This is a genomic window from Pseudomonas sp. MPR-R2A5, assembly GCF_058793055.1.
Genome location: NZ_JBXAFK010000022.1, coordinates 82,579 through 108,524, shown reverse-complemented (window position 1 = coordinate 108,524; position 25,946 = coordinate 82,579). Strand labels below are relative to the sequence as shown.

29 protein-coding genes and 4 tRNA genes are annotated in these 25,946 nt (G+C 54.6%); all 33 read left to right on the top strand.

Features of this window, described 5'->3' with window-relative positions; all coding sequences use genetic code 11:
• Positions 1-238 precede the first annotated feature (238 nt).
• Entirely contained in the window at positions 239-1,198 is a 960-nt protein-coding gene (birA, locus tag AC1Q6I_RS17320) for a bifunctional biotin--[acetyl-CoA-carboxylase] ligase/biotin operon repressor BirA (RefSeq protein WP_102624518.1), read from the top strand.
• Entirely contained in the window at positions 1,188-1,937 is a 750-nt protein-coding gene (locus tag AC1Q6I_RS17315; protein ID WP_024077684.1) for a pantothenate kinase, read from the top strand. The genes birA and AC1Q6I_RS17315 overlap by 11 nt, the downstream gene beginning before the upstream one ends.
• A gap of 7 nt (positions 1,938-1,944) precedes the next feature.
• A complete protein-coding gene (locus tag AC1Q6I_RS17310) occupies positions 1,945-2,391 on the top strand; it encodes a hypothetical protein (protein WP_024077683.1) in 447 nt (148 codons plus the stop codon).
• A 142-nt stretch (positions 2,392-2,533) separates the two neighbouring features.
• Positions 2,534-2,618: transfer RNA gene (locus AC1Q6I_RS17305), tRNA-Tyr, on the top strand.
• Positions 2,619-2,642: 24 nt separating this feature from the next.
• Positions 2,643-2,716 (top strand) — tRNA-Gly (locus AC1Q6I_RS17300).
• Between the two features lie 26 nt (positions 2,717-2,742).
• Positions 2,743-2,818: transfer RNA gene (locus AC1Q6I_RS17295), tRNA-Thr, on the top strand.
• Positions 2,819-2,985: 167 nt separating this feature from the next.
• Positions 2,986-3,061: transfer RNA gene (locus AC1Q6I_RS17290), tRNA-Trp, on the top strand.
• 45 nt (positions 3,062-3,106) lie between these two features.
• Entirely contained in the window at positions 3,107-3,475 is a 369-nt protein-coding gene (gene secE / locus AC1Q6I_RS17285) for a preprotein translocase subunit SecE (RefSeq protein WP_003194658.1), read from the top strand.
• Positions 3,476-3,484: 9 nt separating this feature from the next.
• Positions 3,485-4,018, top strand: a complete 534-nt coding sequence (gene nusG, locus AC1Q6I_RS17280; protein WP_003176436.1) for a transcription termination/antitermination protein NusG — start codon at positions 3,485-3,487, stop codon at positions 4,016-4,018.
• A gap of 116 nt (positions 4,019-4,134) precedes the next feature.
• The gene (gene rplK / locus AC1Q6I_RS17275) at positions 4,135-4,566 is read left to right on the top strand and encodes a 50S ribosomal protein L11 (RefSeq protein ID WP_003176435.1); all 432 of its coding nucleotides are present in this window, start codon (positions 4,135-4,137) and stop codon (positions 4,564-4,566) included.
• The gene (gene rplA / locus AC1Q6I_RS17270) at positions 4,566-5,261 is read left to right on the top strand and encodes a 50S ribosomal protein L1 (RefSeq protein ID WP_003232403.1); all 696 of its coding nucleotides are present in this window, start codon (positions 4,566-4,568) and stop codon (positions 5,259-5,261) included. Before rplK ends, rplA begins: the two co-directional genes overlap by 1 nt.
• A 198-nt stretch (positions 5,262-5,459) precedes the next feature.
• Positions 5,460-5,960 (top strand): 50S ribosomal protein L10, encoded by a 501-nt coding sequence (gene rplJ, locus AC1Q6I_RS17265; protein ID WP_024077682.1) that lies wholly within the window; start codon positions 5,460-5,462, stop codon positions 5,958-5,960.
• 78 nt (positions 5,961-6,038) lie between these two features.
• On the top strand, positions 6,039-6,404 hold the full coding sequence (gene rplL, locus AC1Q6I_RS17260; RefSeq protein ID WP_024077681.1) for a 50S ribosomal protein L7/L12: 366 nt from the start codon (positions 6,039-6,041) through the stop codon (positions 6,402-6,404).
• Between the two features lie 220 nt (positions 6,405-6,624).
• Complete coding sequence (gene rpoB / locus AC1Q6I_RS17255) at positions 6,625-10,698, top strand: DNA-directed RNA polymerase subunit beta (RefSeq protein ID WP_024077680.1); 4,074 nt, start codon at positions 6,625-6,627, stop codon at positions 10,696-10,698.
• A 64-nt stretch (positions 10,699-10,762) separates the two neighbouring features.
• Positions 10,763-14,962 carry a DNA-directed RNA polymerase subunit beta' gene (gene rpoC / locus AC1Q6I_RS17250; protein WP_024077679.1) on the top strand — a complete coding sequence of 1,400 codons (4,200 nt, stop codon included), beginning with the start codon at positions 10,763-10,765 and terminating at the stop codon, positions 14,960-14,962.
• A gap of 217 nt (positions 14,963-15,179) precedes the next feature.
• Positions 15,180-15,551: a 30S ribosomal protein S12 gene (gene rpsL, locus AC1Q6I_RS17245; protein WP_002555494.1), complete on the top strand. Its 372-nt coding sequence runs from the start codon at positions 15,180-15,182 to the stop codon at positions 15,549-15,551.
• 118 nt (positions 15,552-15,669) lie between these two features.
• Complete coding sequence (rpsG, locus tag AC1Q6I_RS17240; protein ID WP_002555493.1) at positions 15,670-16,140, top strand: 30S ribosomal protein S7; 471 nt, start codon at positions 15,670-15,672, stop codon at positions 16,138-16,140.
• 30 nt (positions 16,141-16,170) lie between these two features.
• Positions 16,171-18,276: an elongation factor G gene (gene fusA, locus AC1Q6I_RS17235; protein WP_024077678.1), complete on the top strand. Its 2,106-nt coding sequence runs from the start codon at positions 16,171-16,173 to the stop codon at positions 18,274-18,276.
• Positions 18,277-18,306: 30 nt separating this feature from the next.
• Positions 18,307-19,500 carry an elongation factor Tu gene (tuf, locus tag AC1Q6I_RS17230; protein ID WP_010566854.1) on the top strand — a complete coding sequence of 398 codons (1,194 nt, stop codon included), beginning with the start codon at positions 18,307-18,309 and terminating at the stop codon, positions 19,498-19,500.
• A gap of 156 nt (positions 19,501-19,656) precedes the next feature.
• Positions 19,657-19,968 (top strand): 30S ribosomal protein S10, encoded by a 312-nt coding sequence (rpsJ, locus tag AC1Q6I_RS17225; RefSeq protein WP_003186070.1) that lies wholly within the window; start codon positions 19,657-19,659, stop codon positions 19,966-19,968.
• Between the two features lie 81 nt (positions 19,969-20,049).
• Positions 20,050-20,685: a 50S ribosomal protein L3 gene (gene rplC / locus AC1Q6I_RS17220; protein ID WP_007253310.1), complete on the top strand. Its 636-nt coding sequence runs from the start codon at positions 20,050-20,052 to the stop codon at positions 20,683-20,685.
• Between the two features lie 12 nt (positions 20,686-20,697).
• Positions 20,698-21,300: a 50S ribosomal protein L4 gene (rplD, locus tag AC1Q6I_RS17215; protein WP_003210082.1), complete on the top strand. Its 603-nt coding sequence runs from the start codon at positions 20,698-20,700 to the stop codon at positions 21,298-21,300.
• Positions 21,297-21,596: a 50S ribosomal protein L23 gene (gene rplW / locus AC1Q6I_RS17210; protein WP_002555488.1), complete on the top strand. Its 300-nt coding sequence runs from the start codon at positions 21,297-21,299 to the stop codon at positions 21,594-21,596. Before rplD ends, rplW begins: the two co-directional genes overlap by 4 nt.
• A 14-nt stretch (positions 21,597-21,610) precedes the next feature.
• Complete coding sequence (gene rplB / locus AC1Q6I_RS17205; protein WP_003210080.1) at positions 21,611-22,435, top strand: 50S ribosomal protein L2; 825 nt, start codon at positions 21,611-21,613, stop codon at positions 22,433-22,435.
• A 16-nt stretch (positions 22,436-22,451) separates the two neighbouring features.
• Positions 22,452-22,727: a 30S ribosomal protein S19 gene (gene rpsS, locus AC1Q6I_RS17200; protein WP_003232420.1), complete on the top strand. Its 276-nt coding sequence runs from the start codon at positions 22,452-22,454 to the stop codon at positions 22,725-22,727.
• Positions 22,728-22,738: 11 nt separating this feature from the next.
• Positions 22,739-23,071 (top strand): 50S ribosomal protein L22, encoded by a 333-nt coding sequence (gene rplV, locus AC1Q6I_RS17195; RefSeq protein WP_003103908.1) that lies wholly within the window; start codon positions 22,739-22,741, stop codon positions 23,069-23,071.
• Between the two features lie 13 nt (positions 23,072-23,084).
• Positions 23,085-23,771 (top strand): 30S ribosomal protein S3, encoded by a 687-nt coding sequence (rpsC, locus tag AC1Q6I_RS17190; protein ID WP_003176422.1) that lies wholly within the window; start codon positions 23,085-23,087, stop codon positions 23,769-23,771.
• Between the two features lie 12 nt (positions 23,772-23,783).
• Positions 23,784-24,197, top strand: coding sequence for a 50S ribosomal protein L16 (gene rplP, locus AC1Q6I_RS17185; RefSeq protein WP_003232424.1), 414 nt, complete (start codon positions 23,784-23,786; stop codon positions 24,195-24,197).
• Positions 24,197-24,388 carry a 50S ribosomal protein L29 gene (rpmC, locus tag AC1Q6I_RS17180; protein ID WP_002555481.1) on the top strand — a complete coding sequence of 64 codons (192 nt, stop codon included), beginning with the start codon at positions 24,197-24,199 and terminating at the stop codon, positions 24,386-24,388. Before rplP ends, rpmC begins: the two co-directional genes overlap by 1 nt.
• A 2-nt stretch (positions 24,389-24,390) precedes the next feature.
• Positions 24,391-24,657: a 30S ribosomal protein S17 gene (rpsQ, locus tag AC1Q6I_RS17175; protein ID WP_003176419.1), complete on the top strand. Its 267-nt coding sequence runs from the start codon at positions 24,391-24,393 to the stop codon at positions 24,655-24,657.
• Between the two features lie 23 nt (positions 24,658-24,680).
• Entirely contained in the window at positions 24,681-25,049 is a 369-nt protein-coding gene (rplN, locus tag AC1Q6I_RS17170; protein ID WP_002555479.1) for a 50S ribosomal protein L14, read from the top strand.
• An 11-nt stretch (positions 25,050-25,060) separates the two neighbouring features.
• Positions 25,061-25,375 (top strand): 50S ribosomal protein L24, encoded by a 315-nt coding sequence (gene rplX, locus AC1Q6I_RS17165; RefSeq protein ID WP_007896770.1) that lies wholly within the window; start codon positions 25,061-25,063, stop codon positions 25,373-25,375.
• Positions 25,376-25,397: 22 nt separating this feature from the next.
• Positions 25,398-25,937, top strand: a complete 540-nt coding sequence (gene rplE, locus AC1Q6I_RS17160) for a 50S ribosomal protein L5 (protein ID WP_003194642.1) — start codon at positions 25,398-25,400, stop codon at positions 25,935-25,937.
• The last annotated feature ends 9 nt before the right edge of the window (positions 25,938-25,946 follow it).

Below are 25,946 nucleotides of genomic sequence, written 5' to 3'. Positions count from 1 at the left end.
GTAGTGAAACGATGCATCGCCGATGGTAGTGTGGGGTTTCCCCATGTGAGAGTAGGTCATCGTCAAGATTAAATTCCGAAACCCCATTTGCGAAAGCAGATGGGGTTTTGTTTTGGGCGGTCGAAAAGCGTTGAATGGTTTATCGCTGCTCCCTTCAGTTCAGTCCTGTGTCCGGCCTTTCTATGCAATGACCTTACGCATGGCTATCATGCGTGCCTCATTGTGAGGCGATACTTGCATGCTGACGTTGTTGAAACTACTGAAAGATGGTCGATTCCATTCTGGAGAGGCGCTAGGTGCTGCCCTTGGTATCAGCCGCAGCGCTGTGTGGAAGCAGCTCCAGCATCTCGAGGCCGAGTTAAATCTACCTATTCATAAAGTCCGCGGTCGTGGGTATCAGTTGGCTTCGCCTTTGGTATTTTTGAATGCTGAAGATATCGTTCTGCATGCGGCCTCTTTGCCTTGGCCTGTCCATATTTTCGATTCCATTGACTCTACGAATGCTGAGGCCTTGCGCCTTGTTGAGGCGAACTGCGCGGCACCTTTTATAGTGCTTGCGGAGCAGCAAGCAGCAGGTAGGGGAAGGCGAGGTCGTAAGTGGGTTAGTCCGTTTGCGCAAAATATTTATTACAGTGTTGTGTTGCGTATTGAAGGTGGTCTGCGGCAGTTGGAGGGGCTGAGTCTCGTTGTAGGGTTGGCGGTCATGCAGGCTTTGCGTGACGCTGGCGTACAGGGCGCAGCCTTGAAGTGGCCGAATGACGTCTTGGTTGGACAGAAAAAAATTGCCGGCATCTTGCTCGAGTTGGTGGGGGATCCTGCTGATATCTGTCACGTCGTCGTGGGGATAGGCATCAATGTGAATATGCAGAAGGCCGTTGATGTCGATCAGCAATGGACTTCGGTGCAGCTCGAAACGGGTATTCCGATTAATCGTAATTATCTGGTGGCTCAACTGAGTCTGAGGCTGCAAGGCTATTTGCATAAACATATGACTCTTGGTTTTGCTGGGCTCCAGGAGGAGTGGGAGCAGAATCATGCGTGGCAAGGAAGAGCTGTGTCGCTGATCGCCGGTGTCAATCGAATCGAAGGCGTGGTATTAGGCGTCGACCACCAGGGTGCGTTGCGTTTGAGTGTTGATGGCGCTGAGAAAATCTATAGCGGTGGTGAGCTAAGCCTGAGGTTGCGTGATGATTCTTGAACTCGACTGTGGGAATAGCTTTATCAAGTGGCGCGTACTTGATGTGAATAAGGTGGGTGCCTCTGCAGAGGGGGTTGTTGGTTCGGATGTCGCGTTGATTGAGACGCTGGAAGCGCTTCCAGGGTTGTTGCTGACACGCTGTCGAATGGTGAGTGTACGGGCCCCAGAGGAAACCAATAAGCTGATAGCGGCGCTGGAGGAGGCATTCGGCGTTACCGTATGCTGCGCTGTTTCTTCGCGAGAGATGGCTGGAGTGCGTAATGGTTACGAAGATTTCGAGCGTCTCGGGCTTGATCGTTGGTTGGCTATGCTGGGGGGATTCAAATTAGCAGCTGGCCCTTGCCTGGTTCTGGACTTTGGTACTGCGGCTACCGCAGATTTTATCGCTGCGGATGGTGAGCATCTAGGTGGTTTCATTTGCCCGGGCATGCCGCTCATGCGCAACCAGTTGCGTACCCATACCCGCAAGATACGTTACGACGATGCCGCAGCTGAGAGGGCGCTTGAGCGGCTCTCTCCAGGGCGCACGACCGTAGAGGCGGTTGAGCGTGGCTGTACGTTGATGATCAGAGGGTTTGTGCTGACGCAGTTGGAGTTGGCTCGAGCTTATTGGGGTGATGATTTCACTGTGTTTCTCACTGGGGGGGATGCCGACCTGGTCTGGGATGCCGTGCCGCAGGCTCGACTCGTTCCGGACCTGGTGTTTGTCGGCCTTGCAATGGCATGTCCTTTATCCTGAGGTGTTTATGCGTTGGCTGTTTTTGCTATTGCTCGTACTCAATGCTTTCTATTACGTCTGGCATCAGCAGGAGGCTCCTTTGCGCGCAAAGGATGTCACGCCTTTGAGTCTCTACCGAGGCTCGCAGCAAGATATTCGACTACTGAGTGAGTCCGCTGATGCGATGGTCCGGCGTGACCGGGCAAAGACGCCGGATGCACAAAATACCTGTTTATACATAGGCGGTTTTTCTGATCTGCATCAGGCTCAGACTCTCGAGCAGCGTCTGACGAGTCTGGATATAAAGGTCAAGGTTCAATTGTTGAGCGCTTCTGACGCCTCAGGCTATTGGCTTCGGGTGGCCCCTGAGAGTCGTCGCCTGGCTGACGATCTGCCGTTTGAAAACCTTGCTAAGGAATTCAATGAGTTAAAACATAAAATAATGCTGTGCGAAGGCATTGCAACTAGCGAATAGTTTGCATAGAATGGCGCCCGCTTCGCAGTGAAGACCTTTTAGGTCAACAGGGTGAAGCGAACGTCAACGCAGCTAACCTCATATTTTTACTGAGAAAATGCTTGACAGAAGGTCGGCGTAATGTAAAATGCCGGCTCGCTTAGGAGGGGTTCCCGAGCGGCCAAAGGGATCAGACTGTAAATCTGACGTCTACGACTTCGAAGGTTCGAATCCTTCCCCCTCCACCATTTTTAGCGTGAGCTGCAAGCTCCGCGGGTATAGTTTAGTGGTAGAACCTCAGCCTTCCAAGCTGATGATGCGGGTTCGATTCCCGCTACCCGCTCCAAGTTTGCAGGTTGTGCAAGGTGTTTCGCTCTTGTAGCTCAGTTGGTAGAGCACACCCTTGGTAAGGGTGAGGTCAGCGGTTCAAATCCGCTCAAGAGCTCCATATAACAAGGCAGATATGAAAATATCTGCCTTTGTTTTAATGGCTGCCTCGGCTTGATGGCGTCTGGCCTGACCTGGTTTGGTTTTCTTGGTCATTTCAAGTCTCTTGGGGTTGGTTGTTGTAAAGTCTTTTTCAGGCCTGCATAATGGTCGGCCTGATTTTGTTTTAGGTCAGTAGCTCAATTGGCAGAGCGACGGTCTCCAAAACCGTAGGTTGGGGGTTCGATTCCCTCCTGACCTGCCAGATTCACGTGGTGTGTCTGGCTTTCTTTTCACAGGATCTTCATAGATGACTCCTAAGGCTGAAGCTCAAAGCTCTCGTTTCGATCTGGTCAAGTGGCTTGCTGTAGTCGCATTGGTGGTCGTAGGCGTTGTTGGCAATCAGTACTATTCTGCTTCGCCGATCCTGTACCGCGTACTCGCTTTGCTCGCCCTTGCTGCTGTAGCTGCCTTTGTAGGCCTGCAGACTGCCAAAGGCAAGTCTTTCGCGGTCTTGGTAAAGGAAGCTCGCACCGAAATTCGTAAAGTCGTTTGGCCGACTCGCCAAGAAACCACGCAGACCACGTTGATTGTTGTGGCTGTTGTTCTGGTTATGGCGTTGCTGTTGTGGGGGCTTGATTCCCTGCTCGGCTGGCTTGTTTCCTTGATTGTTGGCTAAGGGTGTCCCGTGGCTAAGCGTTGGTACGTTGTGCATGCTTACTCGGGTTACGAGAAGCATGTTATGCGCTCTTTGCTGGAGCGCGTAAAGCTGGCAGGCATGGAAGATGGCTTCGGCGAAATTCTGGTTCCCACTGAAGAAGTGGTTGAAATGCGGAATGGCCAGAAGCGCAAGAGTGAGCGCAAGTTCTTCCCTGGCTACGTGCTGGTTCAGATGGACATGAATGAAGGTACTTGGCACTTGGTCAAGGATACCCCTCGTGTCATGGGCTTTATTGGTGGTACTGCTGATAAGCCTGCTCCGATCACCGACAAAGAGGCAGAAGCGATTCTGCGTCGTGTTGCTGACGGTAGCGACAAGCCCAAGCCGAAGACATTGTTCGAGCCGGGCGAGGTTGTTCGTGTCACCGATGGTCCGTTTGCTGATTTCAACGGTACTGTCGAAGAAGTTAACTACGAAAAGAGCCGGATCCAAGTGGCGGTGCTCATTTTCGGACGCTCTACTCCGGTAGAGTTGGAGTTCAGTCAGGTCGAAAAGGTCTAACTGAGCAATCATCCCAACCCCGCAGCCTAGGCTGTGGGGTTTTGTCGTCACTGGGATAAACGCGCAAGTAACCGGGGAGCCTTTCGAGGCGTTCGAACCCGTAATTGGAGTGCCTCATGGCCAAGAAGATTACCGCTTACATCAAGCTGCAAGTGAAGGCCGCTCAGGCCAACCCTAGCCCACCCGTCGGTCCTGCTCTGGGTCAGCACGGCGTGAACATCATGGAATTCTGCAAGGCCTTCAACGCCCGTACTCAGGGTCTTGAGCCAGGTCTGCCGACTCCAGTGATCATCACTGTATACAGCGACCGTAGCTTCACCTTCGAAACCAAGTCGACCCCGGCTTCGGTTCTGTTGAAGAAAGCTGCTGGTCTGACTAGCGGTTCCGCTCGTCCGAACACCGTTAAGGTTGGCACCGTGACTCGTGCTCAGCTGGAAGAAATCGCGAAAACCAAAAACGCGGATCTGACAGCAGCTGATATGGATGCAGCCGTGCGTACCATCGCCGGTTCTGCTCGTAGCATGGGCCTTAACGTGGAGGGTGTGTAATGGCTAAGCTGACCAAGCGCCAAAAGGCTATCGCCGGCAAAATCGAAGCAGGCAAGGCCTACAACTTTGTAGACGCTGCTGCCCTGCTGACCGAGCTGTCGACTGTAAAGTTCAGCGAGTCTGTTGACGTTGCTGTGAACCTGGGTGTTGACCCACGTAAATCCGACCAGGTCGTTCGTAGCGCAACTGTGCTGCCACACGGTACTGGCAAGACTGTACGTGTAGCTGTCTTCACCCAAGGTCCGGCAGCTGAAGCTGCTCTGGCCGCTGGTGCCGATCGCGTTGGCATGGATGACCTGGCCGCCGAAATGAAAGGCGGCGACTTGAACTATGACGTCGTTATTGCCTCCCCGGATGCAATGCGCGTTGTAGGTCAGCTGGGTCAGATCCTCGGTCCACGTGGTCTGATGCCTAACCCTAAAGTCGGCACTGTAACGCCAGACGTAGCTACCGCGGTTAAAAACGCCAAGGCTGGTCAGGTTCGTTATCGCACCGACAAAAACGGCATCATTCACACCTCCGTTGGCAAAGTCGGTTTTGATGCCGTCAAGCTGAAGGAAAACGTTGAAGCCCTGATCGCTGATCTGAAGCGTATCAAGCCAGCTTCTTCGAAAGGTATCTACGTCAAGCGCGTTACCCTGAGCACAACTATGGGCCCAGGTCTGGTCATCGACCAAGGCTCGCTGGACGTATAAGACATAAATTGGCACGAGAGATCGTGCCAATTGAAAAATTGGGGTCCCTGCCTGGCGGGGGCTATCCAAGACCGTAGGCGACGCAAGTCTTAAACCTCAAGCCTACGCAGATGGTGCTCCCGGTTCCTTACCGAATCAGACACCAAAACGACATCCGGCTCCGGCCAGATGAAACGGTAACAAGCAGGAGTTAAACCCGTGGCAATTAATCTCGAAGACAAGAAGGCCATCGTCGCTGAAGTCAACGAGGCTGCCAAAGCTGCTCTGTCCGCTGTCGTGGCTGATGCCCGTGGTGTGACAGTAGGCGCTATGACCGGACTCCGTAAAGAGGCTCGTGAAGCTGGCGTATACGTACGTGTTGTACGTAACACCCTGCTCAAGCGCGCAGTTGCTGACACTGAATACAGTGTTCTCAATGACGTGTTCACCGGCCCGACTCTGATTGCGTTCTCCAAAGAGCATCCAGGCGCTGCTGCCCGTTTGTTCAAAGAGTTCGCCAAGAGTCAGGAAAAGTTCGAGATCAAGGCAGCTGCGTTCGAGGGCAAGTTCCTCGCAGCTAACCAAATCGACGTACTGGCAACACTGCCGACCCGCAACGAAGCTATTTCGCAGTTGATGAGCGTGATTCAAGGCGCCACCAGCAAGCTGGCTCGTACTCTGGCTGCAGTTCGCGAGCAAAAAGAAGCTGCCGCAGCCTAAGGCTGAGCATTTTCTCTCGCGTATTTTTGTTTATTTCGATGGCCGCGTAGGCCGTCCCCCAATTCAGGAAATACAGTAATGTCTATCTCCCAAGAAGATATCCTCAACGCCGTAGCTGAAATGTCGGTTCTGCAGGTTGTTGAGCTGATCAAAGCTTTCGAAGAAAAATTCGGCGTTTCCGCAGCTGCTGCTTCCGCTGGTCCAGCTGTTGCTGCTGTCGCTGCTGAAGAGCAAACCGAATTCAACGTCATGCTGCTGGAAGCTGGCGAGAAGAAAGTAAACGTGATCAAGGCAGTTCGTGAACTGACCGGTCTGGGCCTGAAAGAAGCCAAGGCTGTAGTTGACGGCGCTCCTGCAATGGTTCTGGAAGCTGTTGCTAAAGACGCAGCTGACAAAGCCAAAGCAGCACTGGAAGAAGCAGGCGCTAAAGTCGAGCTGAAGTAAGCATCGACCTTGCGTCTCCAGCCCAAGCGTTAAGCTGAAGGCTGATGGCTGGTGGCTCTTGCCACCGGCCTTTTTCCGTTCTTGGCTGTCGACTCGGTCGCCGCCATTAACGCGCTGTAGCCACCCGAAGCGGTGGTGCAAACCATGGGGTTTGCAAGATTTTCTGGCTGCTCCCGTCGGGAGGGGCCAAACAAGCAGGTGACCAAGCTGGGGAACGCTGATGGCTTACTCATATACTGAGAAAAAACGTATCCGCAAGGACTTTAGCAAGTTGCCGGACGTCATGGATGTCCCGTACCTTCTGGCTATCCAGCTGGATTCGTATCGTGAATTCTTGCAGGCGGGAGCGACCAAAGATCAGTTCCGCGACGTGGGCCTGCATGCGGCCTTCAAATCCGTTTTCCCGATCATCAGCTACTCCGGCAATGCTGCGCTGGAGTACGTGGGTTATCGCCTGGGCGAACCGGCATTTGATGTCAAAGAATGCGTGTTGCGCGGTGTTACGTACGCCGTACCTTTGCGGGTAAAAGTCCGTCTGATCATTTTCGACAAAGAATCGTCGAACAAAGCGATCAAGGACATCAAAGAGCAAGAAGTCTACATGGGCGAAATCCCATTGATGACTGAAAACGGTACCTTCGTTATCAACGGTACCGAGCGTGTTATCGTTTCCCAGCTGCACCGTTCTCCGGGCGTGTTCTTCGACCACGACCGCGGCAAGACGCACAGCTCCGGCAAACTCCTGTACTCCGCGCGGATCATTCCGTACCGCGGTTCGTGGTTGGACTTCGAGTTCGACCCGAAAGACTGCGTGTTCGTGCGTATCGACCGTCGTCGCAAGCTGCCAGCCTCGGTATTGCTGCGCGCGCTTGGCTACACCACTGAGCAAGTGCTGGACGCTTTCTACACCACCAACGTATTCAGCCTGAAGGATGAAACCCTCAGCCTGGAGCTGATTGCTTCGCGTCTGCGTGGTGAAATTGCTGTTCTGGACATCCAGGATGAAAAGGGCAAGGTCATTGTTGAGGCTGGCCGTCGTATTACTGCGCGCCACATCAACCAGATCGAAAAAGCCGGTATCAAGTCGCTGGACGTGCCTTTGGACTACGTCCTGGGTCGCACGACCGCCAAGGTCATCGTTCACCCAGCCACAGGCGAGATCCTGGCTGAGTGCAACACTGAGCTGAACACCGAAATCCTGGCAAAAATCGCCAAGGCCCAGGTCGTTCGCATCGAGACTTTGTACACCAACGATATCGACTGCGGTCCGTTCGTTTCCGACACCCTGAAGATCGACTCCACCAGCAACCAATTGGAAGCGCTGGTCGAGATCTATCGCATGATGCGTCCTGGCGAGCCACCAACCAAAGACGCTGCCGAAACCCTGTTCAACAACCTGTTCTTCAGCCCTGAGCGCTATGACCTGTCTGCGGTCGGCCGGATGAAGTTCAACCGTCGTATCGGTCGCACCGAAATCGAAGGTTCGGGCGTGCTGTGCAAGGAAGACATCGTTGCGGTCCTGAAGACTCTGGTCGACATCCGCAACGGTAAGGGCATCGTTGATGACATCGACCACCTGGGTAACCGTCGTGTTCGCTGCGTAGGCGAAATGGCCGAGAACCAGTTCCGCGTTGGCCTGGTGCGTGTTGAGCGTGCGGTCAAAGAGCGTCTGTCGATGGCTGAAAGCGAAGGCCTGATGCCGCAAGACCTGATCAACGCCAAGCCAGTGGCTGCGGCGGTGAAAGAGTTCTTCGGTTCCAGCCAGCTCTCGCAGTTCATGGACCAGAACAACCCGCTCTCCGAGATCACCCACAAGCGCCGTGTTTCCGCACTGGGCCCGGGCGGTCTGACCCGTGAGCGTGCAGGTTTTGAAGTTCGTGACGTACACCCGACTCACTATGGTCGTGTATGCCCGATCGAAACGCCGGAAGGTCCGAACATCGGTCTGATCAACTCCCTGGCAGCCTATGCGCGCACCAACCAGTACGGTTTCCTTGAAAGCCCGTACCGCGTGGTGAAAGACGCCCTGGTCACCGACGAGATCGTATTCCTGTCCGCCATCGAAGAAGCTGATCACGTGATCGCTCAGGCTTCGGCCACGATGAACGACAAGAAAGTACTGATTGACGAGTTGGTAGCTGTTCGTCACTTGAACGAGTTCACCGTCAAGGCGCCGGAAGACGTCACCTTGATGGACGTATCGCCGAAGCAGGTAGTCTCGGTTGCTGCGTCGCTGATCCCGTTCCTGGAGCACGATGACGCCAACCGTGCGTTGATGGGTTCTAACATGCAGCGTCAAGCTGTACCTACACTGCGTGCCGACAAGCCGCTGGTGGGTACCGGCATGGAGCGTAACGTAGCTCGTGACTCCGGCGTTTGCGTCGTGGCTCGTCGTGGCGGCGTGATCGACTCCGTTGATGCCAGCCGTATCGTGGTTCGTGTTGCTGATGACGAAGTTGAAACTGGCGAAGCCGGTGTCGACATCTACAACCTGACCAAATACACCCGCTCGAACCAGAACACCTGCATCAACCAGCGTCCGCTGGTGCGTAAGGGTGATCGCGTTCAGCGTAGCGACATCATGGCCGACGGCCCGTCCACCGACATGGGTGAACTGGCGCTGGGCCAGAACATGCGCATTGCGTTCATGGCATGGAACGGCTTCAACTTCGAAGACTCCATCTGCCTGTCCGAGCGTGTTGTTCAAGAAGACCGCTTCACCACGATCCACATCCAGGAACTGACCTGTGTGGCGCGTGATACCAAGCTTGGGCCAGAGGAAATCACTGCAGACATCCCGAACGTGGGTGAAGCTGCACTGAACAAACTGGACGAAGCCGGTATCGTTTATGTAGGTGCTGAAGTTGGCGCGGGCGACATCCTGGTTGGTAAGGTCACTCCGAAAGGCGAGACCCAACTGACTCCGGAAGAGAAGCTGTTGCGTGCCATCTTCGGTGAAAAAGCCAGCGACGTTAAAGACACTTCCCTGCGCGTACCGACCGGTACCAAGGGTACTGTCATCGACGTACAGGTCTTCACCCGTGACGGCGTTGAGCGTGATGCTCGTGCACTGTCCATCGAGAAGACCCAGCTCGACGAGATCCGCAAGGACCTGAACGAAGAGTTTCGTATCGTTGAAGGCGCAACCTTCGAGCGTCTGCGTTCCGCCCTGGTAGGTCACAAGGCTGAAGGCGGTGCGGGTCTTAAGAAAGGTCAGGACATCACCGACGAAGTGCTCGACGGTCTTGAGCACGGCCAGTGGTTCAAACTGCGCATGGCTGAAGATGCTCTGAACGAGCAGCTCGAGAAGGCCCAGGCCTATATCGTTGATCGCCGCCGTCTGCTGGACGACAAGTTCGAAGACAAGAAGCGCAAACTGCAGCAGGGCGATGACCTGGCTCCAGGTGTGCTGAAAATCGTCAAGGTTTACCTGGCAATCCGTCGTCGCATCCAGCCGGGCGACAAGATGGCCGGTCGTCACGGTAACAAGGGTGTGGTCTCCGTGATCATGCCGGTTGAAGACATGCCGCACGATGCCAATGGCACCCCGGTCGACGTCGTCCTCAACCCGTTGGGCGTACCATCGCGTATGAACGTTGGTCAGATCCTCGAAACCCACCTGGGCCTCGCGGCTAAAGGCCTGGGTGAGAAGATCAACCGTATGATCGAAGAGCAGCGCAAGGTTGCTGACCTGCGTAAGTTCCTGCACGAGATCTACAACGAGATCGGCGGTCGCAAAGAAGAGCTGGACACTTTCTCCGACCAGGAAATCCTGGATCTGGCGAAAAACCTGCGCGGCGGCGTTCCAATGGCTACCCCGGTGTTCGATGGTGCCAAGGAAAGCGAAATCAAGGCCATGCTCAAACTGGCAGACCTGCCAGAAAGCGGCCAGATGCAGCTGTTCGACGGCCGTACCGGCAACAAGTTTGAACGCCCGGTTACTGTTGGCTACATGTACATGCTGAAGCTGAACCACTTGGTAGACGACAAGATGCACGCTCGTTCTACCGGTTCGTACAGCCTGGTTACCCAGCAGCCGCTGGGTGGTAAGGCTCAGTTCGGTGGTCAGCGTTTCGGGGAGATGGAGGTCTGGGCACTGGAGGCATACGGTGCTGCTTACACTCTGCAAGAAATGCTCACAGTGAAGTCGGACGATGTGAACGGTCGGACCAAGATGTACAAAAACATCGTGGACGGCGATCACCGTATGGAGCCGGGCATGCCCGAGTCCTTCAACGTGTTGATCAAAGAAATTCGTTCCCTCGGCATCGATATCGATCTGGAAACCGAATAACACGTGACGCGAATCGAGAGCGGGGTTGTTTAGCCCGCTCTCTGCTCCGCCAGGAGGAAAGGCCTTGAAAGACCTACTGAATTTGCTGAAAAACCAGGGTCAAGTCGAAGAGTTCGACGCCATCCGTATTGGGTTGGCATCGCCTGAGATGATCCGTTCGTGGTCGTTCGGTGAAGTTAAAAAGCCGGAAACCATCAACTACCGTACGTTCAAACCTGAGCGTGACGGCCTGTTCTGCGCCAAGATCTTTGGCCCGGTAAAGGATTACGAGTGCCTGTGCGGTAAGTACAAGCGCTTGAAGCACCGTGGTGTGATCTGCGAGAAGTGCGGCGTTGAAGTTGCATTGGCCAAGGTTCGTCGTGAGCGCATGGCGCACATCGAGCTGGCTTCGCCGGTTGCCCACATCTGGTTCCTGAAATCGCTCCCGTCCCGTATCGGCTTGCTGATGGACATGACCCTGCGTGATATCGAACGCGTTCTCTACTTCGAGAGCTATGTCGTTATCGATCCAGGCATGACCACTCTTGAAAAAGGCCAACTGCTGAACGACGAGCAGTACTTCGAAGCGCTGGAAGAGTTCGGTGACGATTTCGATGCCCGCATGGGTGCCGAAGCGGTCCGTGAATTGCTGCACGCTATCGACTTGGAGCACGAGATTGGTCGCCTGCGTGAAGAAATTCCGCAAACCAACTCCGAAACCAAGATCAAGAAGCTGTCCAAGCGTCTGAAGTTGATGGAGGCCTTCCAAGGTTCCGGCAACTTGCCAGAGTGGATGGTGCTGACCGTTCTGCCGGTTCTGCCGCCAGACCTGCGTCCGCTGGTGCCGTTGGATGGTGGTCGTTTCGCGACGTCCGACCTCAACGATCTGTATCGCCGAGTGATCAACCGTAACAACCGCTTGAAGCGCCTGCTTGATCTGTCCGCTCCGGACATCATTGTGCGCAACGAAAAGCGTATGTTGCAGGAAGCGGTCGATGCCCTGCTGGACAACGGTCGTCGTGGCCGCGCTATCACCGGTTCCAACAAGCGTCCTCTGAAATCCTTGGCTGACATGATCAAGGGTAAGCAAGGTCGTTTCCGTCAGAACTTGCTCGGTAAGCGTGTTGACTACTCCGGTCGTTCGGTAATTACCGTAGGCCCGACCCTGCGTCTGCACCAGTGCGGTCTGCCTAAGAAGATGGCTCTCGAGCTGTTCAAGCCGTTCATTTTCGGCAAGCTGGAAATGCGCGGTCTCGCGACCACCATCAAAGCGGCCAAGAAAATGGTCGAGCGCGAACTGCCAGAGGTCTGGGACGTTCTTGCTGAAGTGATTCGCGAACACCCGGTTCTCCTCAACCGTGCACCGACCCTTCACCGTCTGGGTATCCAGGCGTTTGAACCGGTACTGATCGAAGGTAAGGCTATCCAGCTGCACCCTCTGGTCTGTGCTGCGTACAACGCCGACTTCGACGGTGACCAAATGGCCGTGCACGTACCGCTGACACTGGAAGCCCAGTTGGAAGCGCGTGCGTTGATGATGTCGACCAACAACATCCTGTCGCCAGCCAACGGTGAGCCAATCATCGTTCCGTCGCAGGACGTTGTATTGGGTCTGTACTACATGACGCGTGAAGCGATCAACGCCAAGGGCGAAGGTCGTGTGTTCGCTGACCTGCAGGAAGTTGACCGTGTGTTCCGTGCCGGCGAAGCCGCACTGCACGCCAAGGTCAAGGTGCGGATCAACGAAACCGTCAACGACCGTGACGGCGGCAGCGTGACCAACACCCGTATCGTCGACACCACTGTCGGTCGTGCGCTGTTGTATCAAGTTGTGCCAAAAGGTCTGTCGTACGACGTCGTCAACCTGCCGATGAAGAAAAAGGCGATCTCCAAGCTGATCAACCAGTGCTACCGCGTGGTTGGTTTGAAAGAGACCGTGATCTTCGCTGACCAGTTGATGTACACCGGTTTTGCTTACTCGACTATTTCCGGCGTTTCCATCGGTGTTAACGACTTCGTTATCCCGGATGAAAAAGCTCAGATCATCGGCGCTGCTACCGATGAAGTGAAAGAGATCGAAAGCCAATACGCCTCCGGCCTGGTAACCCAGGGCGAGAAGTACAACAAAGTGATCGACCTTTGGTCCAAAGCCAACGACGAAGTGTCGAAGGCAATGATGGCTAACCTCTCGAAAGAGAAGGTTATTGACCGTCATGGTGTGGAAGTCGACCAAGAGTCGTTCAACTCGATGTACATGATGGCCGACTCGGGTGCGCGGGGTTCTGCTGCGCAGATCCGTCAGCTCGCCGGTATGCGTGGCCTGATGGCCAAGCCGGACGGTTCCATCATTGAGACGCCGATTACCGCGAACTTCCGTGAAGGTTTGAGCGTACTTCAGTACTTCATCTCGACTCACGGTGCTCGTAAAGGTCTGGCGGATACCGCGTTGAAAACCGCTAACTCCGGTTACCTGACTCGTCGTCTGGTAGACGTGGCGCAAGACTTGGTTGTGACTGAAGTCGACTGCGGCACCGAACACGGTCTGCTGATGACTCCGCACATCGAAGGCGGTGACGTTGTTGAGCCGTTGGGTGAGCGCGTACTGGGTCGAGTCATCGCCCGTGACGTATTCAAGCCAGGTACCGAGGAAATTATCGTTCCTGCTGGCACCCTGGTAGATGAGAAGTGGGTCGAGTTCATCGAGCTCAACAGCATCGACGAAGTGATCGTTCGCTCTCCGATCAGCTGCGAAACCCGCTATGGCATTTGCGCCAAGTGCTACGGCCGTGACTTGGCTCGTGGTCATCAGGTGAACATCGGTGAAGCGGTCGGCGTTATCGCTGCCCAGTCCATCGGTGAGCCGGGTACCCAGCTGACCATGCGTACGTTCCACATCGGTGGTGCGGCAAGCCGGACCTCCGCAGCCGATAGCGTTCAGGTGAAGAATGGCGGTACCGTCCGTCTGCACAACCTGAAGCACGTTGAGCGAGTGGATGGTCACCTGGTTGCCGTGTCCCGTTCCGGTGAGCTGGCAATCGCTGATGACTACGGTCGTGAGCGCGAGCGCTACAAGCTGCCGTACGGTGCTGTGATTTCGGTTAAAGAGGGTGACAAGGTCGACGCTGGCGCAATCGTGGCCAAGTGGGATCCGCACACTCACCCAATCGTTACCGAAATGAAAGGTACCGTGACCTACGTGGGCATGGAAGAAGGCATCACGATCAAGCGTCAGACTGACGAATTGACCGGTATGACCAACATTGAAGTACTCGACGCGAAAGATCGTCCAGCTGCCGGTAAAGACATCCGTCCTGCCGTGAAGATGGTTGATGACAACGGTAAGGATCTGTTGCTGCCAGGCACTGACGTAATCGCTCAGTACTTCCTGCCAGCCAACGCCCTGGTCGGTGTAGCGGATGGTGCGAAGATCGCGATCGGTGATGTTATCGCGCGTATCCCGCAAGAAACTTCGAAGACCCGTGACATCACCGGTGGTCTGCCGCGTGTTGCCGACTTGTTCGAAGCTCGTCGTCCGAAAGAAGCGTCGATTCTGGCTGAAGTCAGCGGCACCATCGCGTTCGGTAAAGAGACCAAGGGCAAGCGTCGTCTGGTCATTACCCCGAACGACGGTAGCGATCCGTATGAAGAGCTGATTCCGAAGTGGCGTCACCTGAACGTCTTCGAAGGCGAACAGGTAAACCGCGGCGAAGTTATCTCTGACGGTCCAAGCGATCCACACGACATCCTGCGTCTGCTGGGTGTAAGTGCGCTGGCCAAGTACATCGTTAACGAGATCCAGGACGTTTACCGCCTGCAAGGCGTGAAGATCAACGATAAGCACATCGAGACCATCCTGCGTCAGATGCTGCGTAAAGTTGAAATCGCTGAATCCGGCGATTCCAGTTTCATCAAGGGCGACCAGATGGAACTGACTCACGTGCTGGTAGAGAACGAGCGCTTGAGCGCGGAAGACAAGTTTGTTTCCAAGTTCACTCGCGTGCTGCTGGGTATCACCAAGGCGTCGTTGTCCACTGAGTCGTTCATCTCGGCGGCCTCCTTCCAGGAGACCACTCGCGTATTGACCGAAGCAGCGGTAACCGGCAAGCGCGATTACCTGCGTGGCCTGAAAGAAAACGTGGTTGTGGGTCGACTGATCCCGGCCGGTACCGGTTTGGCTTACCACAGCGAGCGTAAGCGCCGCCGTGAAGCTGACAAGCCGCTGCGCGTAAGCGCCAGTGAAGTGGAAGCTGCACTGACCGAAGCACTGAACTCAAGCGGTAACTGAGTTCAGCGATAAATAAGTCCGGGCCCTGGCAGCCCCCATTCGTCGGATCGAGGCAGTATTGCCCCGGTTCGATGAGAGGGGACGTCGGGGCCTTGCCTTGACTGGGGGCAAGATCCTCTTTAGACTCTTGTACCCCTAAATTTGGCGGGAATTCGTTCCTGCCATTTTGCTTTTCTTGTAAGACAATAGCGTCGCAAGACAACAGTGGAGCTAGTAGATGGCAACTATCAACCAGCTGGTACGTCAGCCGCGTAAGCGTATCGTCGAGAAATCCGACGTGCCTGCGCTGCAGAACTGCCCGCAACGTCGTGGCGTATGCACTCGCGTGTATACCACTACGCCGAAAAAACCTAACTCGGCACTGCGTAAAGTATGCCGTGTGCGTCTGACCAACGGTTTCGAGGTTTCCTCGTACATCGGTGGTGAAGGCCACAACCTGCAAGAGCACAGCGTGGTACTGATCCGCGGCGGTCGTGTAAAAGACTTGCCAGGTGTTCGTTACCACACCGTACGCGGCTCCTTGGATACTTCCGGCGTTAAAGGTCGTAACCAGGGTCGTTCGAAGTACGGTACCAAGAAGCCTAAGTAGTAGCGGCTTTTTGCAAAACTGAATCATCTTATTTTCTGAGTCGATAAGAGTAAGGTCGGAGGCGCCCCTGAAGGGCACCAATTCCGAGCGAACCTGAAGACCGTTTGAGGGCTTATCCATGCCAAGAAGACGCGTAGCAGCCAAGCGCGAAGTGCTTGACGATCCAAAATACGGAAGCCAGATCCTGGCCAAGTTCATGAACCACGTGATGGAAAGCGGCAAGAAAGCCGTTGCCGAACGTATCGTTTATGGCGCGCTGGAAAAGGTTAAAGAACGCAAGAACAGCGACCCCCTGGAAATCTTCGAGAAAGCTCTCGACGCCATCGCTCCGCTGGTCGAAGTGAAGTCGCGCCGTGTAGGCGGTGCTACTTACCAGGTTCCGGTTGAAGTTCGTCCGTCCCGTCGTAATGCTCTGGCAATGCGCTGGTTGGTAGACTTCGCCCGTAAGCGCGGCGAGAAGTCTATGGCTCTGCGTTTGGCTGGCGAACTGTTGGACGCTGCTGAAGGCAAAGGCGCTGCAGTTAAGAAGCGTGAAGACGTGCACCGTATGGCTGAAGCTAACAAAGCTTTCTCGCACTACCGCTTCTAAATCCAGCGTCACTAATTTTGCGAGGGCTTTATGGCTCGTACTACACCGATTAATCGCTACCGTAACATTGGTATCGTTGCTCACGTGGATGCTGGTAAAACCACCACCACCGAGCGCGTCCTTTTTTACACTGGCAAAAGTCACAAGATGGGCGAGGTGCATGACGGCGCCGCGACCACAGACTGGATGGTTCAGGAGCAGGAGCGTGGTATTACCATTACTTCTGCTGCTATTACCGCCTTCTGGAAAGGTTCCGAGAAGCAGTACAAGGACGAGCACCGCTTCAACGTTATCGATACCCCAGGCCACGTAGACTTCACTATTGAAGTTGAGCGTTCCCTGCGCGTACTCGACGGCGCTGTCGTTGTGTTTTGCGGTACCTCGGGTGTTGAGCCTCAGTCGGAAACCGTATGGCGTCAAGCCAACAAGTACGGCGTTCCACGTCTTGTTTATGTAAACAAGATGGACCGTGCTGGTGCCAACTTCCTGCGCGTGATCGGTCAGATCAAGCAGCGCCTGGGTCACACTCCGGTGCCTATCCAATTGGCTATCGGTTCCGAAGATAACTTCCAGGGTCAGATCGATCTGATCGCCATGGAAGCTGTCTACTGGAACGACGCTGACAAAGGTATGGTCCCTGTTCGCAAGCCTATCCCTGCAGAACTGCAGGAACTGGCTGACGAGTGGCGCAACAACATGGTGGAGGCTGCGGCCGAAGCCAGCGAAGAGCTGATGAACAAGTACCTCGAAGGTGAAGAACTCACCAACGTGGAAATCAAGGCTGCTCTGCGTCAGCGTACTATTGCTGGCGAGATCGTCTTGGCTGTTTGCGGTTCCTCGTTCAAGAACAAGGGTGTTCCCCTGGTTCTCGATGCTGTGATCGACTACCTGCCGGCTCCAACCGACATTCCTGCTATCAAGGGTACTAACCCTGATAACGAGGAAGAAGAGATGGAGCGTCATGCAGACGACAGCGAGCCTTTCTCGGCCCTGGCGTTCAAGATCGCTACCGACCCATTCGTGGGTACCTTGACCTTCGTCCGCGTTTACTCGGGCGTGTTGGCCTCCGGCGACGGCGTGATCAACTCGGTTAAAGGTAAGAAAGAGCGCGTGGGTCGTATGGTGCAAATGCACGCAAACGCCCGTGAAGAGATCAAGGAAGTGCGCGCTGGTGACATCGCGGCCTTGATCGGCATGAAGGACGTCACCACTGGTGAGACTTTGTGCGACGCTGCTAAGCCAATCATCCTGGTTCGCATGGACTTCCCGGAGCCGGTTATTTCGGTTGCCGTAGAGCCTAAGACCAAGGATGACCAGGAAAAAATGGGTATCGCTCTGGGCAAGCTTGCTCAGGAAGATCCATCTTTCCGCGTCAAGACTGATGAAGAGACTGGTCAAACGATCATCTCCGGCATGGGCGAGTTGCACCTGGACATCCTGGTTGACCGGATGCGCCGTGAGTTCAACGTCGAAGCCAACATCGGTAAGCCTCAGGTTTCCTATCGTGAGCGCATCACGAAGAACTGTGAAATCGAAGGCAAGTTCGTTCGTCAATCCGGCGGTCGTGGTCAGTTCGGTCACTGCTGGATCCGTTTTGCTCCTGCTGACGAAGGTCAAGAAGGTCTGCAATTCGTGAACGAAGTAGTCGGTGGTGTTGTTCCTAAGGAATACATCCCGGCTATCCAGAAGGGTATCGAAGAGCAGATGAAGAACGGTGTTGTTGCCGGCTATCCGCTGATCGGCCTGAAAGCAACCGTTTTTGACGGTTCTTACCACGACGTCGACTCCAACGAGATGGCGTTTAAGGTGGCTGCTTCCATGGCAACCAAGCAACTGGCCCAGAAGGGCGGTGGTGAGTTGCTTGAGCCAATCATGGCGGTAGAAGTTGTTACACCTGAAGACTATATGGGTGATGTCATGGGCGACCTTAACCGTCGTCGCGGCATGATCTTGGGTATGGAAGACACGGTTTCCGGCAAAGTGATTCGCGCCGAGGTTCCGTTGGGTGAGATGTTCGGTTATGCGACCGACGTTCGCTCCATGTCCCAGGGGCGCGCAAGCTACTCTATGGAATTCAAAAAATACAACACAGCTCCGGCGCACATCGCTGAAACTGTATCCAAAAAACAAGGCTGATTCAGTCCTTTAGGCAAGGAGTTAATTGTCGTGGCTAAAGAAAAATTTGATCGTTCCCTACCGCACGTCAACGTTGGCACCATCGGTCACGTTGACCACGGTAAAACCACTCTGACTGCTGCTCTGACTCGCGTTTGCTCCGAAGTATTCGGTTCCGCAATCGTTGATTTCGATAAAATCGACAGCGCACCAGAAGAAAAAGCTCGTGGTATCACCATCAACACCGCGCACGTTGAGTACAACTCTTCGATCCGTCACTACGCTCACGTTGACTGCCCAGGTCACGCTGACTATGTGAAGAACATGATCACCGGTGCTGCCCAGATGGACGGCGCTATCCTGGTTTGCTCGGCCGCTGATGGTCCGATGCCACAAACCCGTGAGCACATCCTGCTGTCCCGTCAGGTTGGCGTTCCGTACATCGTGGTTTACCTGAACAAGGCTGACCTGGTAGACGACGCTGAGCTGCTGGAACTGGTTGAGATGGAAGTGCGCGATCTGCTGAGCACTTACGACTTCCCAGGCGACGACACTCCGATCATCATCGGTTCTGCTCGTATGGCTCTGGAAGGCAAAGACGACAACGAAATGGGCACCACGTCCGTTAAGAAACTGGTTGAGACTCTGGACAGCTACATCCCAGATCCAGTTCGCGTTATCGACAAGCCATTCCTGATGCCGATCGAAGACGTATTCTCGATCTCTGGTCGTGGTACTGTTGTTACCGGTCGTATCGAGCGCGGTATCGTTAAGGTTCAAGATCCACTGGAAATCGTTGGTCTGCGTGACACTACCGTCACCACCTGCACCGGTGTTGAAATGTTCCGTAAACTGCTCGACGAAGGTCGTGCGGGCGAGAACTGCGGCGTTCTGCTGCGTGGTACCAAGCGTGACGACGTTGAGCGTGGCCAGGTTCTGGTTAAGCCAGGTTCGGTTAAGCCGCACACCAAGTTCGAAGCTGAAGTGTACGTGCTGAGCAAAGAAGAAGGCGGTCGTCACACTCCGTTCTTCAAAGGCTACCGTCCACAGTTCTACTTCCGTACTACTGACGTGACTGGTAACTGCGAACTGCCGGAAGGCGTTGAAATGGTAATGCCAGGCGACAACATCAAAATGGTTGTCACCCTGATCAAAACCATCGCAATGGAAGACGGTCTGCGCTTCGCTATTCGTGAAGGCGGCCGTACCGTTGGTGCTGGCGTTGTAGCTAAAATCATCGAGTAAGCTCTTTTTGACTTAGCTCCGATGCTTTGAGAAAGCCCCCGCTCAGCGGGGGCTTTTTTATTGGGTTGACACCTACTGGGGGCGTCTATAGAATTGCGCCTCCTTTTAACGGGCGTATTGCGCCCGGTGGGAATAGCAGCCGGAGTCTGAAATCCAATGCAAAATCAGCAAATCCGTATCAGGTTGAAGGCTTTTGACCATCGCCTGATCGACCAATCCACCCAGGAAATCGTGGAAACCGCGAAACGTACTGGTGCACAAGTGCGTGGTCCAATTCCACTGCCTACCCGTAAAGAGCGGTTCACCGTTCTGGTCTCCCCGCACGTCAACAAAGACGCGCGTGACCAGTACGAGATCCGTACTCATAAGCGCGTACTGGACATCGTCCAGCCAACGGATAAAACCGTTGATGCACTTATGAAGCTTGATCTGGCGGCCGGTGTGGAAGTACAGATCAGCCTCGGCTAAGACTTGGGTCTTAGTCGTGTAACGCTCTGAAATGGGCGGCCATAGCGGGTGAAAGCCCCGTACACTCATGAGGTTTACAACATGACTATTGGTGTAGTCGGTCGTAAATGCGGTATGACCCGTATTTTCACCGAAGAAGGTGTCTCCATTCCGGTCACGGTCATTGAGATCGAGCCGAATCGCGTCACCCAGTTCAAAACTGAAGAAACCGATGGCTATCGTGCAGTGCAAGTCACTGTCGGCGAGCGTCGTGCTTCGCGCGTGACTGCTGCTCAAGCAGGTCACTTCGCTAAAGCAAACGTTGCAGCTGGTCGTACTGTTATGGAGTTCCGTCTTGAAGAAGGCGACTACCAGGCAGGCGATCTGATCAACGCTGAAATCTTCGCCGCTGGTCAACTGGTTGATGTAACCGGTCAGTCCAAGGGTAAAGGCTTCCAGGGTACGATCAAGCGTTGGAATTTCCGTGGCCAAGACAACACTCACGGTAACTCCGTTTCCCACCGCGTCCCGGGCTCTATTGGCCAGTGCCAGACTCCTGGTCGTGTATTCAAGGGCAAAAAAATGTCCGGTCATATGGGCGCTGAGCGCGTGACCGTGCAGTCCCTCGAAGTAGTGCGCGTCGACGCTGAACGCAATCTGTTGTTGGTCAAGGGTGCTGTTCCTGGCGCTACTGGCGGCAACCTGGTTGTACGTCCAGCGGCCAAGGCTCGCGGTTAAGGGGAAGCTGACATGCAATTAAATGTAAATGACGCTCAAGCGATCGAAGTTTCCGAACTGACATTTGGCGGCGAATTCAACGAGACGCTGGTTCACCAAGCAGTCGTGGCCTACATGGCCGGCGGCCGTCAAGGTAGCAAGCAGCAAAAGACCCGTTCCGACGTTCGTGGTGGCGGTAAGCGCCCTTGGCGTCAGAAAGGTACTGGCCGTGCTCGTGCCGGTACTATCCGTAGCCCAATCTGGCGTGGCGGCGGTACCACTTTCGCAGCTCGTCCGCAGGATCACACTCAGAAGCTCAACAAGAAGATGTATCGCGCAGCACTGCGCTCCATCCTTGCTGAACTCGTGCGTACTGATCGTCTGGTCGTGGTTCAGGACTTCGCTGTTGAAGCGCCGAAAACCAAAGATCTGCTGAACAAGCTGAACGGCATGGGCCTGACTGACGTCTTGATCGTGTCTGAAGCTGTTGATCAGAACCTGTACCTGGCTGCTCGCAACCTGCCACACGTTGATGTACGTGACGTGCAAGGTTCCGATCCAGTTAGTCTGATCGCATACGACAAGGTGTTGATCACCGTGTCGGCCGTGAAGAAATTCGAGGAGCTGCTGGGATGAACCAGGAACGCGTATTTAAAGTTCTGCTTGGCCCGCACGTTTCCGAAAAGGCTACGGTTCTGGCTGACAAGAAAGGCCAGTTCGTTTTCAAGGTTGCGACTGACGCAACCAAGCTGGAAATCAAGAAGGCCGTCGAAAGCCTGTTCAGCGTGAAAGTAGAGCGTGTTACTACCCTGAATGTTCTGGGTAAGAGCAAGCGCACTGCTCGCGGTCTGGGCAAGCGTAATGACTGGAAGAAGGCAGTTATCTCCCTTCAACCAGGCCAAGATCTCGATTTCAGCAGCAGTGCTGAGTAAGGAAGGGGTGCATCATGGCAATCGTTAAATGCAAACCGACTTCCCCTGGCCGCCGTTTTGTGGTCAAGGTGGTCAACCAGGAGCTGCATAAAGGCGCTCCTCACGCACCGCTGCTCGAGAAGAAATCGAAGACTGGTGGTCGTAACAACAATGGTCGTATTACCACTCGTCACATCGGTGGTGGCCATAAGCAGCATTATCGTCTGGTCGACTTCCGTCGCAACGACAAAGATGGCATCGCTGCCACTGTCGAGCGTATCGAATACGATCCAAACCGTACTGCTCACATCGCTCTGCTGCTGTACGCAGATGGCGAGCGTCGCTACATCATCGCCCCTAAAGGCGTGAGCGCTGGCGACCAGCTGATCGCAGGTGCCTTGGCACCGATCAAGCCGGGCAACGCTCTGCAACTGCGCAACATTCCAGTTGGTAGCACCGTACACGGCATCGAATTGAAGCCAGGTAAAGGCGCGCAAATCGCTCGTTCCGCTGGTGCTTCGGCTCAGCTGATCGCTCGTGAAGGTGTCTACGTGACCCTGCGTCTGCGTTCTGGTGAGATGCGTAAAGTGCTGGCTGAATGCCGCGCGACCCTGGGTGAAGTCTCGAACTCCGAGCACAGCCTGCGTTCGCTGGGTAAAGCTGGTGCCAAACGCTGGCGTGGCGTTCGCCCAACCGTTCGTGGTGTTGCCATGAACCCGGTTGACCACCCACACGGTGGTGGTGAAGGTCGTACCTCTGGTGGTCGTCATCCGGTATCGCCATGGGGCTTCCCGACTAAGGGCGCGAAGACTCGTGGTAATAAGCGTACCGACAAAATGATCGTCCGTCGTCGCAAGTAAATAGAGGGATACGACAGTGCCACGTTCTCTGAAAAAAGGTCCTTTTATTGATCTTCACCTACTGAAGAAGATCGAAGTGGCGGCGGAAAAGAACGATCGCAAACCAGTTAAGACCTGGTCGCGTCGTTCGATGATCCTGCCACAAATGGTCGGCTTGACCATCGCAGTACACAACGGTCGTCTGCACGTCCCAGTTCTCGTTAACGAAGACATGGTCGGCCACAAACTAGGCGAGTTTGCCGGTACCCGCACTTATCGTGGGCACGTGGCAGACAAGAAAGCCAAGCGTTAAGGGGTAAGGAAATGGAAGTAGCCGCTAAGTTGTCGGGCGCTCGAATCTCCGCCCAGAAAGCCCGCTTGGTCGCCGACCAGATCCGCGGGAAGAAGGTGGGCGAAGCGCTCAACCTGTTGGCTTTCAGCAGTAAGAAAGCCGCCGAGATCATGAAGAAAGTGCTGGAGTCGGCCGTAGCCAACGCCGAGCATAACGAAGGCGCAGACGTTGATGACCTGAAGGTCAGCACCGTTTTCGTCAACGAAGGGCGTTCGCTGAAGCGTATCATGCCGCGTGCCAAAGGCCGTGCTGATCGCATCGTCAAGCGGTCTTGCCATATCACTGTCAAGGTTGCTGACAAGTAACGGAGTCGAAGAGATGGGTCAGAAAGTACATCCCATTGGCATTCGCCTGGGAATCGTCAAGGAGCACACCTCCGTCTGGTACGCAGACGGTCGGACTTATGCGGACTATTTGTTCGCTGATCTGAAGGTGCGTGAGTATCTCCAAGACAAACTAAAAAGCGCGTCCGTAAGCCGTATCGATATCCATCGTCCGGCGCAAACTGCACGTATCACCATCCACACCGCTCGTCCAGGTATCGTTATCGGGAAGAAAGGTGAAGATGTTGAGAAACTGCGTCAGGACCTGACCAAGCAAATGGGTGTGCCTGTGCACATCAATATCGAAGAGATCCGCAAGCCGGAGCTCGACGGTATGCTGGTTGCGCAGAGCGTAGCTCAGCAGCTGGAGCGTCGCGTAATGTTCCGTCGCGCTATGAAGCGCGCTGTACAGAACGCCATGCGCATTGGTGCCAAAGGCATCAAAATCCAAGTGAGCGGTCGTCTCGGCGGTGCTGAAATCGCACGTACTGAATGGTATCGCGAAGGTCGTGTGCCGTTGCACACCCTGCGTGCCGACATCGACTATGCCAACTACGAAGCTCACACCACTTACGGTGTGATCGGTGTAAAGGTTTGGATCTTCAAAGGCGAAGTAATTGGTGGTCGCCAAGAAGAACTGAAACCACAAGCACCAGCGCCTCGTAAAAAAGCTGCTAAGTAAGGGGTACGCCAAATGTTGCAACCAAAGCGTACGAAGTTCCGCAAGCAGATGACAGGCCACAACCGTGGTCTGGCTCAGCGCGGTAGCAAAGTCAGCTTCGGCGAATTCGCGCTGAAGTCTGTAGCTCGTGGTCGTCTCACCGCTCGTCAGATCGAGTCAGCGCGTCGTGCTCTGACCCGTCACGTAAAACGTGGCGGCAAGATCTGGATCCGTGTATTCCCGGACAAGCCGATTTCCAAAAAGCCCCTCGAAGTTCGGATGGGTAAAGGTAAGGGTAACGTGGAATACTGGGTAGCCCAGATTCAGCCAGGCAAAGTCCTGTATGAAATCGAGGGTGTAACTGAAGAGCTGGCGCGTGAGGCTTTTGCCCTGGCTGCTGCAAAGCTGCCGCTCGCCACCGCCTTTGTTAAACGGACGGTGATGTGATGAAAGCGAATGAACTTCGTGAAAAATCCGCACAGCAGCTGAACGAGCAACTGCTCGGCCTGCTGCGCGACCAGTTCAATCTGCGTATGCAGAAAGCAACTGGCCAGTTGGGGCAGTCTCATCTGCTCTCGCAAGTTAAGCGTGACATTGCTCGCGTGAAGACTGTGCTCAACCAGCAGGCAGGTAAGTGATCATGGCTGAAGCCGAAAAGACTGTCCGTACGCTGACTGGCCGTGTTGTCAGCGACAAGATGGACAAAACCATCACCGTTCTGATCGAGCGTCGCGTTAAGCACCCGATCTACGGTAAATATGTTAAGCGTTCGACTAAGCTGCACGCGCACGACGAAACCAATCAGTGCCACATCGGCGACAAAGTCACTATTCGTGAAACTCGTCCGCTGGCCAAGACTAAGTCTTGGGCACTGGTTGATGTTCTCGAACGCGCTGTGGAAGTCTAAGGACTAGGGGTCGGAGAAATTATATGATTCAGACTCAATCCATGCTCGATGTGGCCGATAACAGCGGCGCTCGCCGTGTTATGTGCATCAAGGTGCTGGGTGGCTCCCATCGTCGTTACGCTGGTATCGGTGACATCATCAAAGTTACCGTTAAGGAAGCAATTCCTCGCGGTAAAGTGAAAAAAGGCCAAGTGATGACTGCTGTTGTAGTCCGCACTCGTCACGGCGTACGTCGTGCAGATGGCTCCATTATCCGCTTTGATGGCAACGCTGCTGTTCTTCTGAACAACAAGCAAGAGCCGATCGGCACCCGTATCTTTGGGCCAGTGACCCGTGAACTTCGTACTGAGAAGTTCATGAAGATCGTCTCGCTCGCCCCAGAAGTGCTGTAAGGAGATCCGACATGCAAAAGATTCGTCGTGACGACGAGATCATCGTGATCGCCGGCAAAGACAAAGGTAAGCGCGGTAAGGTGCTGAAGGTTCTCGCTGACGACCGTCTGGTCGTTGGTGGTCTGAACCTGGTCAAGCGTCATACCAAGCCTAACCCGATGTCGGGCGTACAGGGCGGTATCGTCGAGAAAGAAGCGCCATTGCACGCTTCTAACGTCGCCATCTTCAACGGCGAAACCAACAAGGCTGATCGTGTTGGTTTCAAAGTAGAAGACGGTAAGAAAATTCGTGTCTTCAAGTCGACCCAAAAAGCGGTTGATGCTTGAACACTGCTAGGTAGATAAGACCATGGCACGACTACAAGAGATTTACCGGAAGGAAATCGCCCCCAAGCTTAAGGAAGAACTTAAGCTCGGGAACGTGATGGAAGTTCCGCGCGTTACCAAAATCACCCTGAACATGGGTCTGGGCGAAGCGATCGGCGACAAAAAAGTCATCGAGCACGCTGTTGCTGACTTGGAAAAGATCACCGGTCAAAAAGTCGTTGTGACTTACGCTCGGAAATCCATCGCTGGCTTTAAAGTCCGTGAAGGTTGGCCGATCGGCGTCAAAGTGACTCTGCGCCGTGAGCGTATGTACGAATTCCTGGATCGTTTGCTGTCGATCTCCCTGCCTCGGGTTCGCGACTTCCGCGGCCTGAATGCCAAGTCCTTCGATGGTCGTGGTAACTACAGCATGGGCGTGAAAGAGCAGATCATTTTCCCGGAAATCGACTACGACAAGATCGATGCTCTCCGCGGTCTGGACATCACCCTGACCACCACTGCCAAGAACGATGATGAAGGTCGCGCCCTGTTGCGTGCTTTCAAATTCCCGTTCCGCAACTGATTGGAGTAG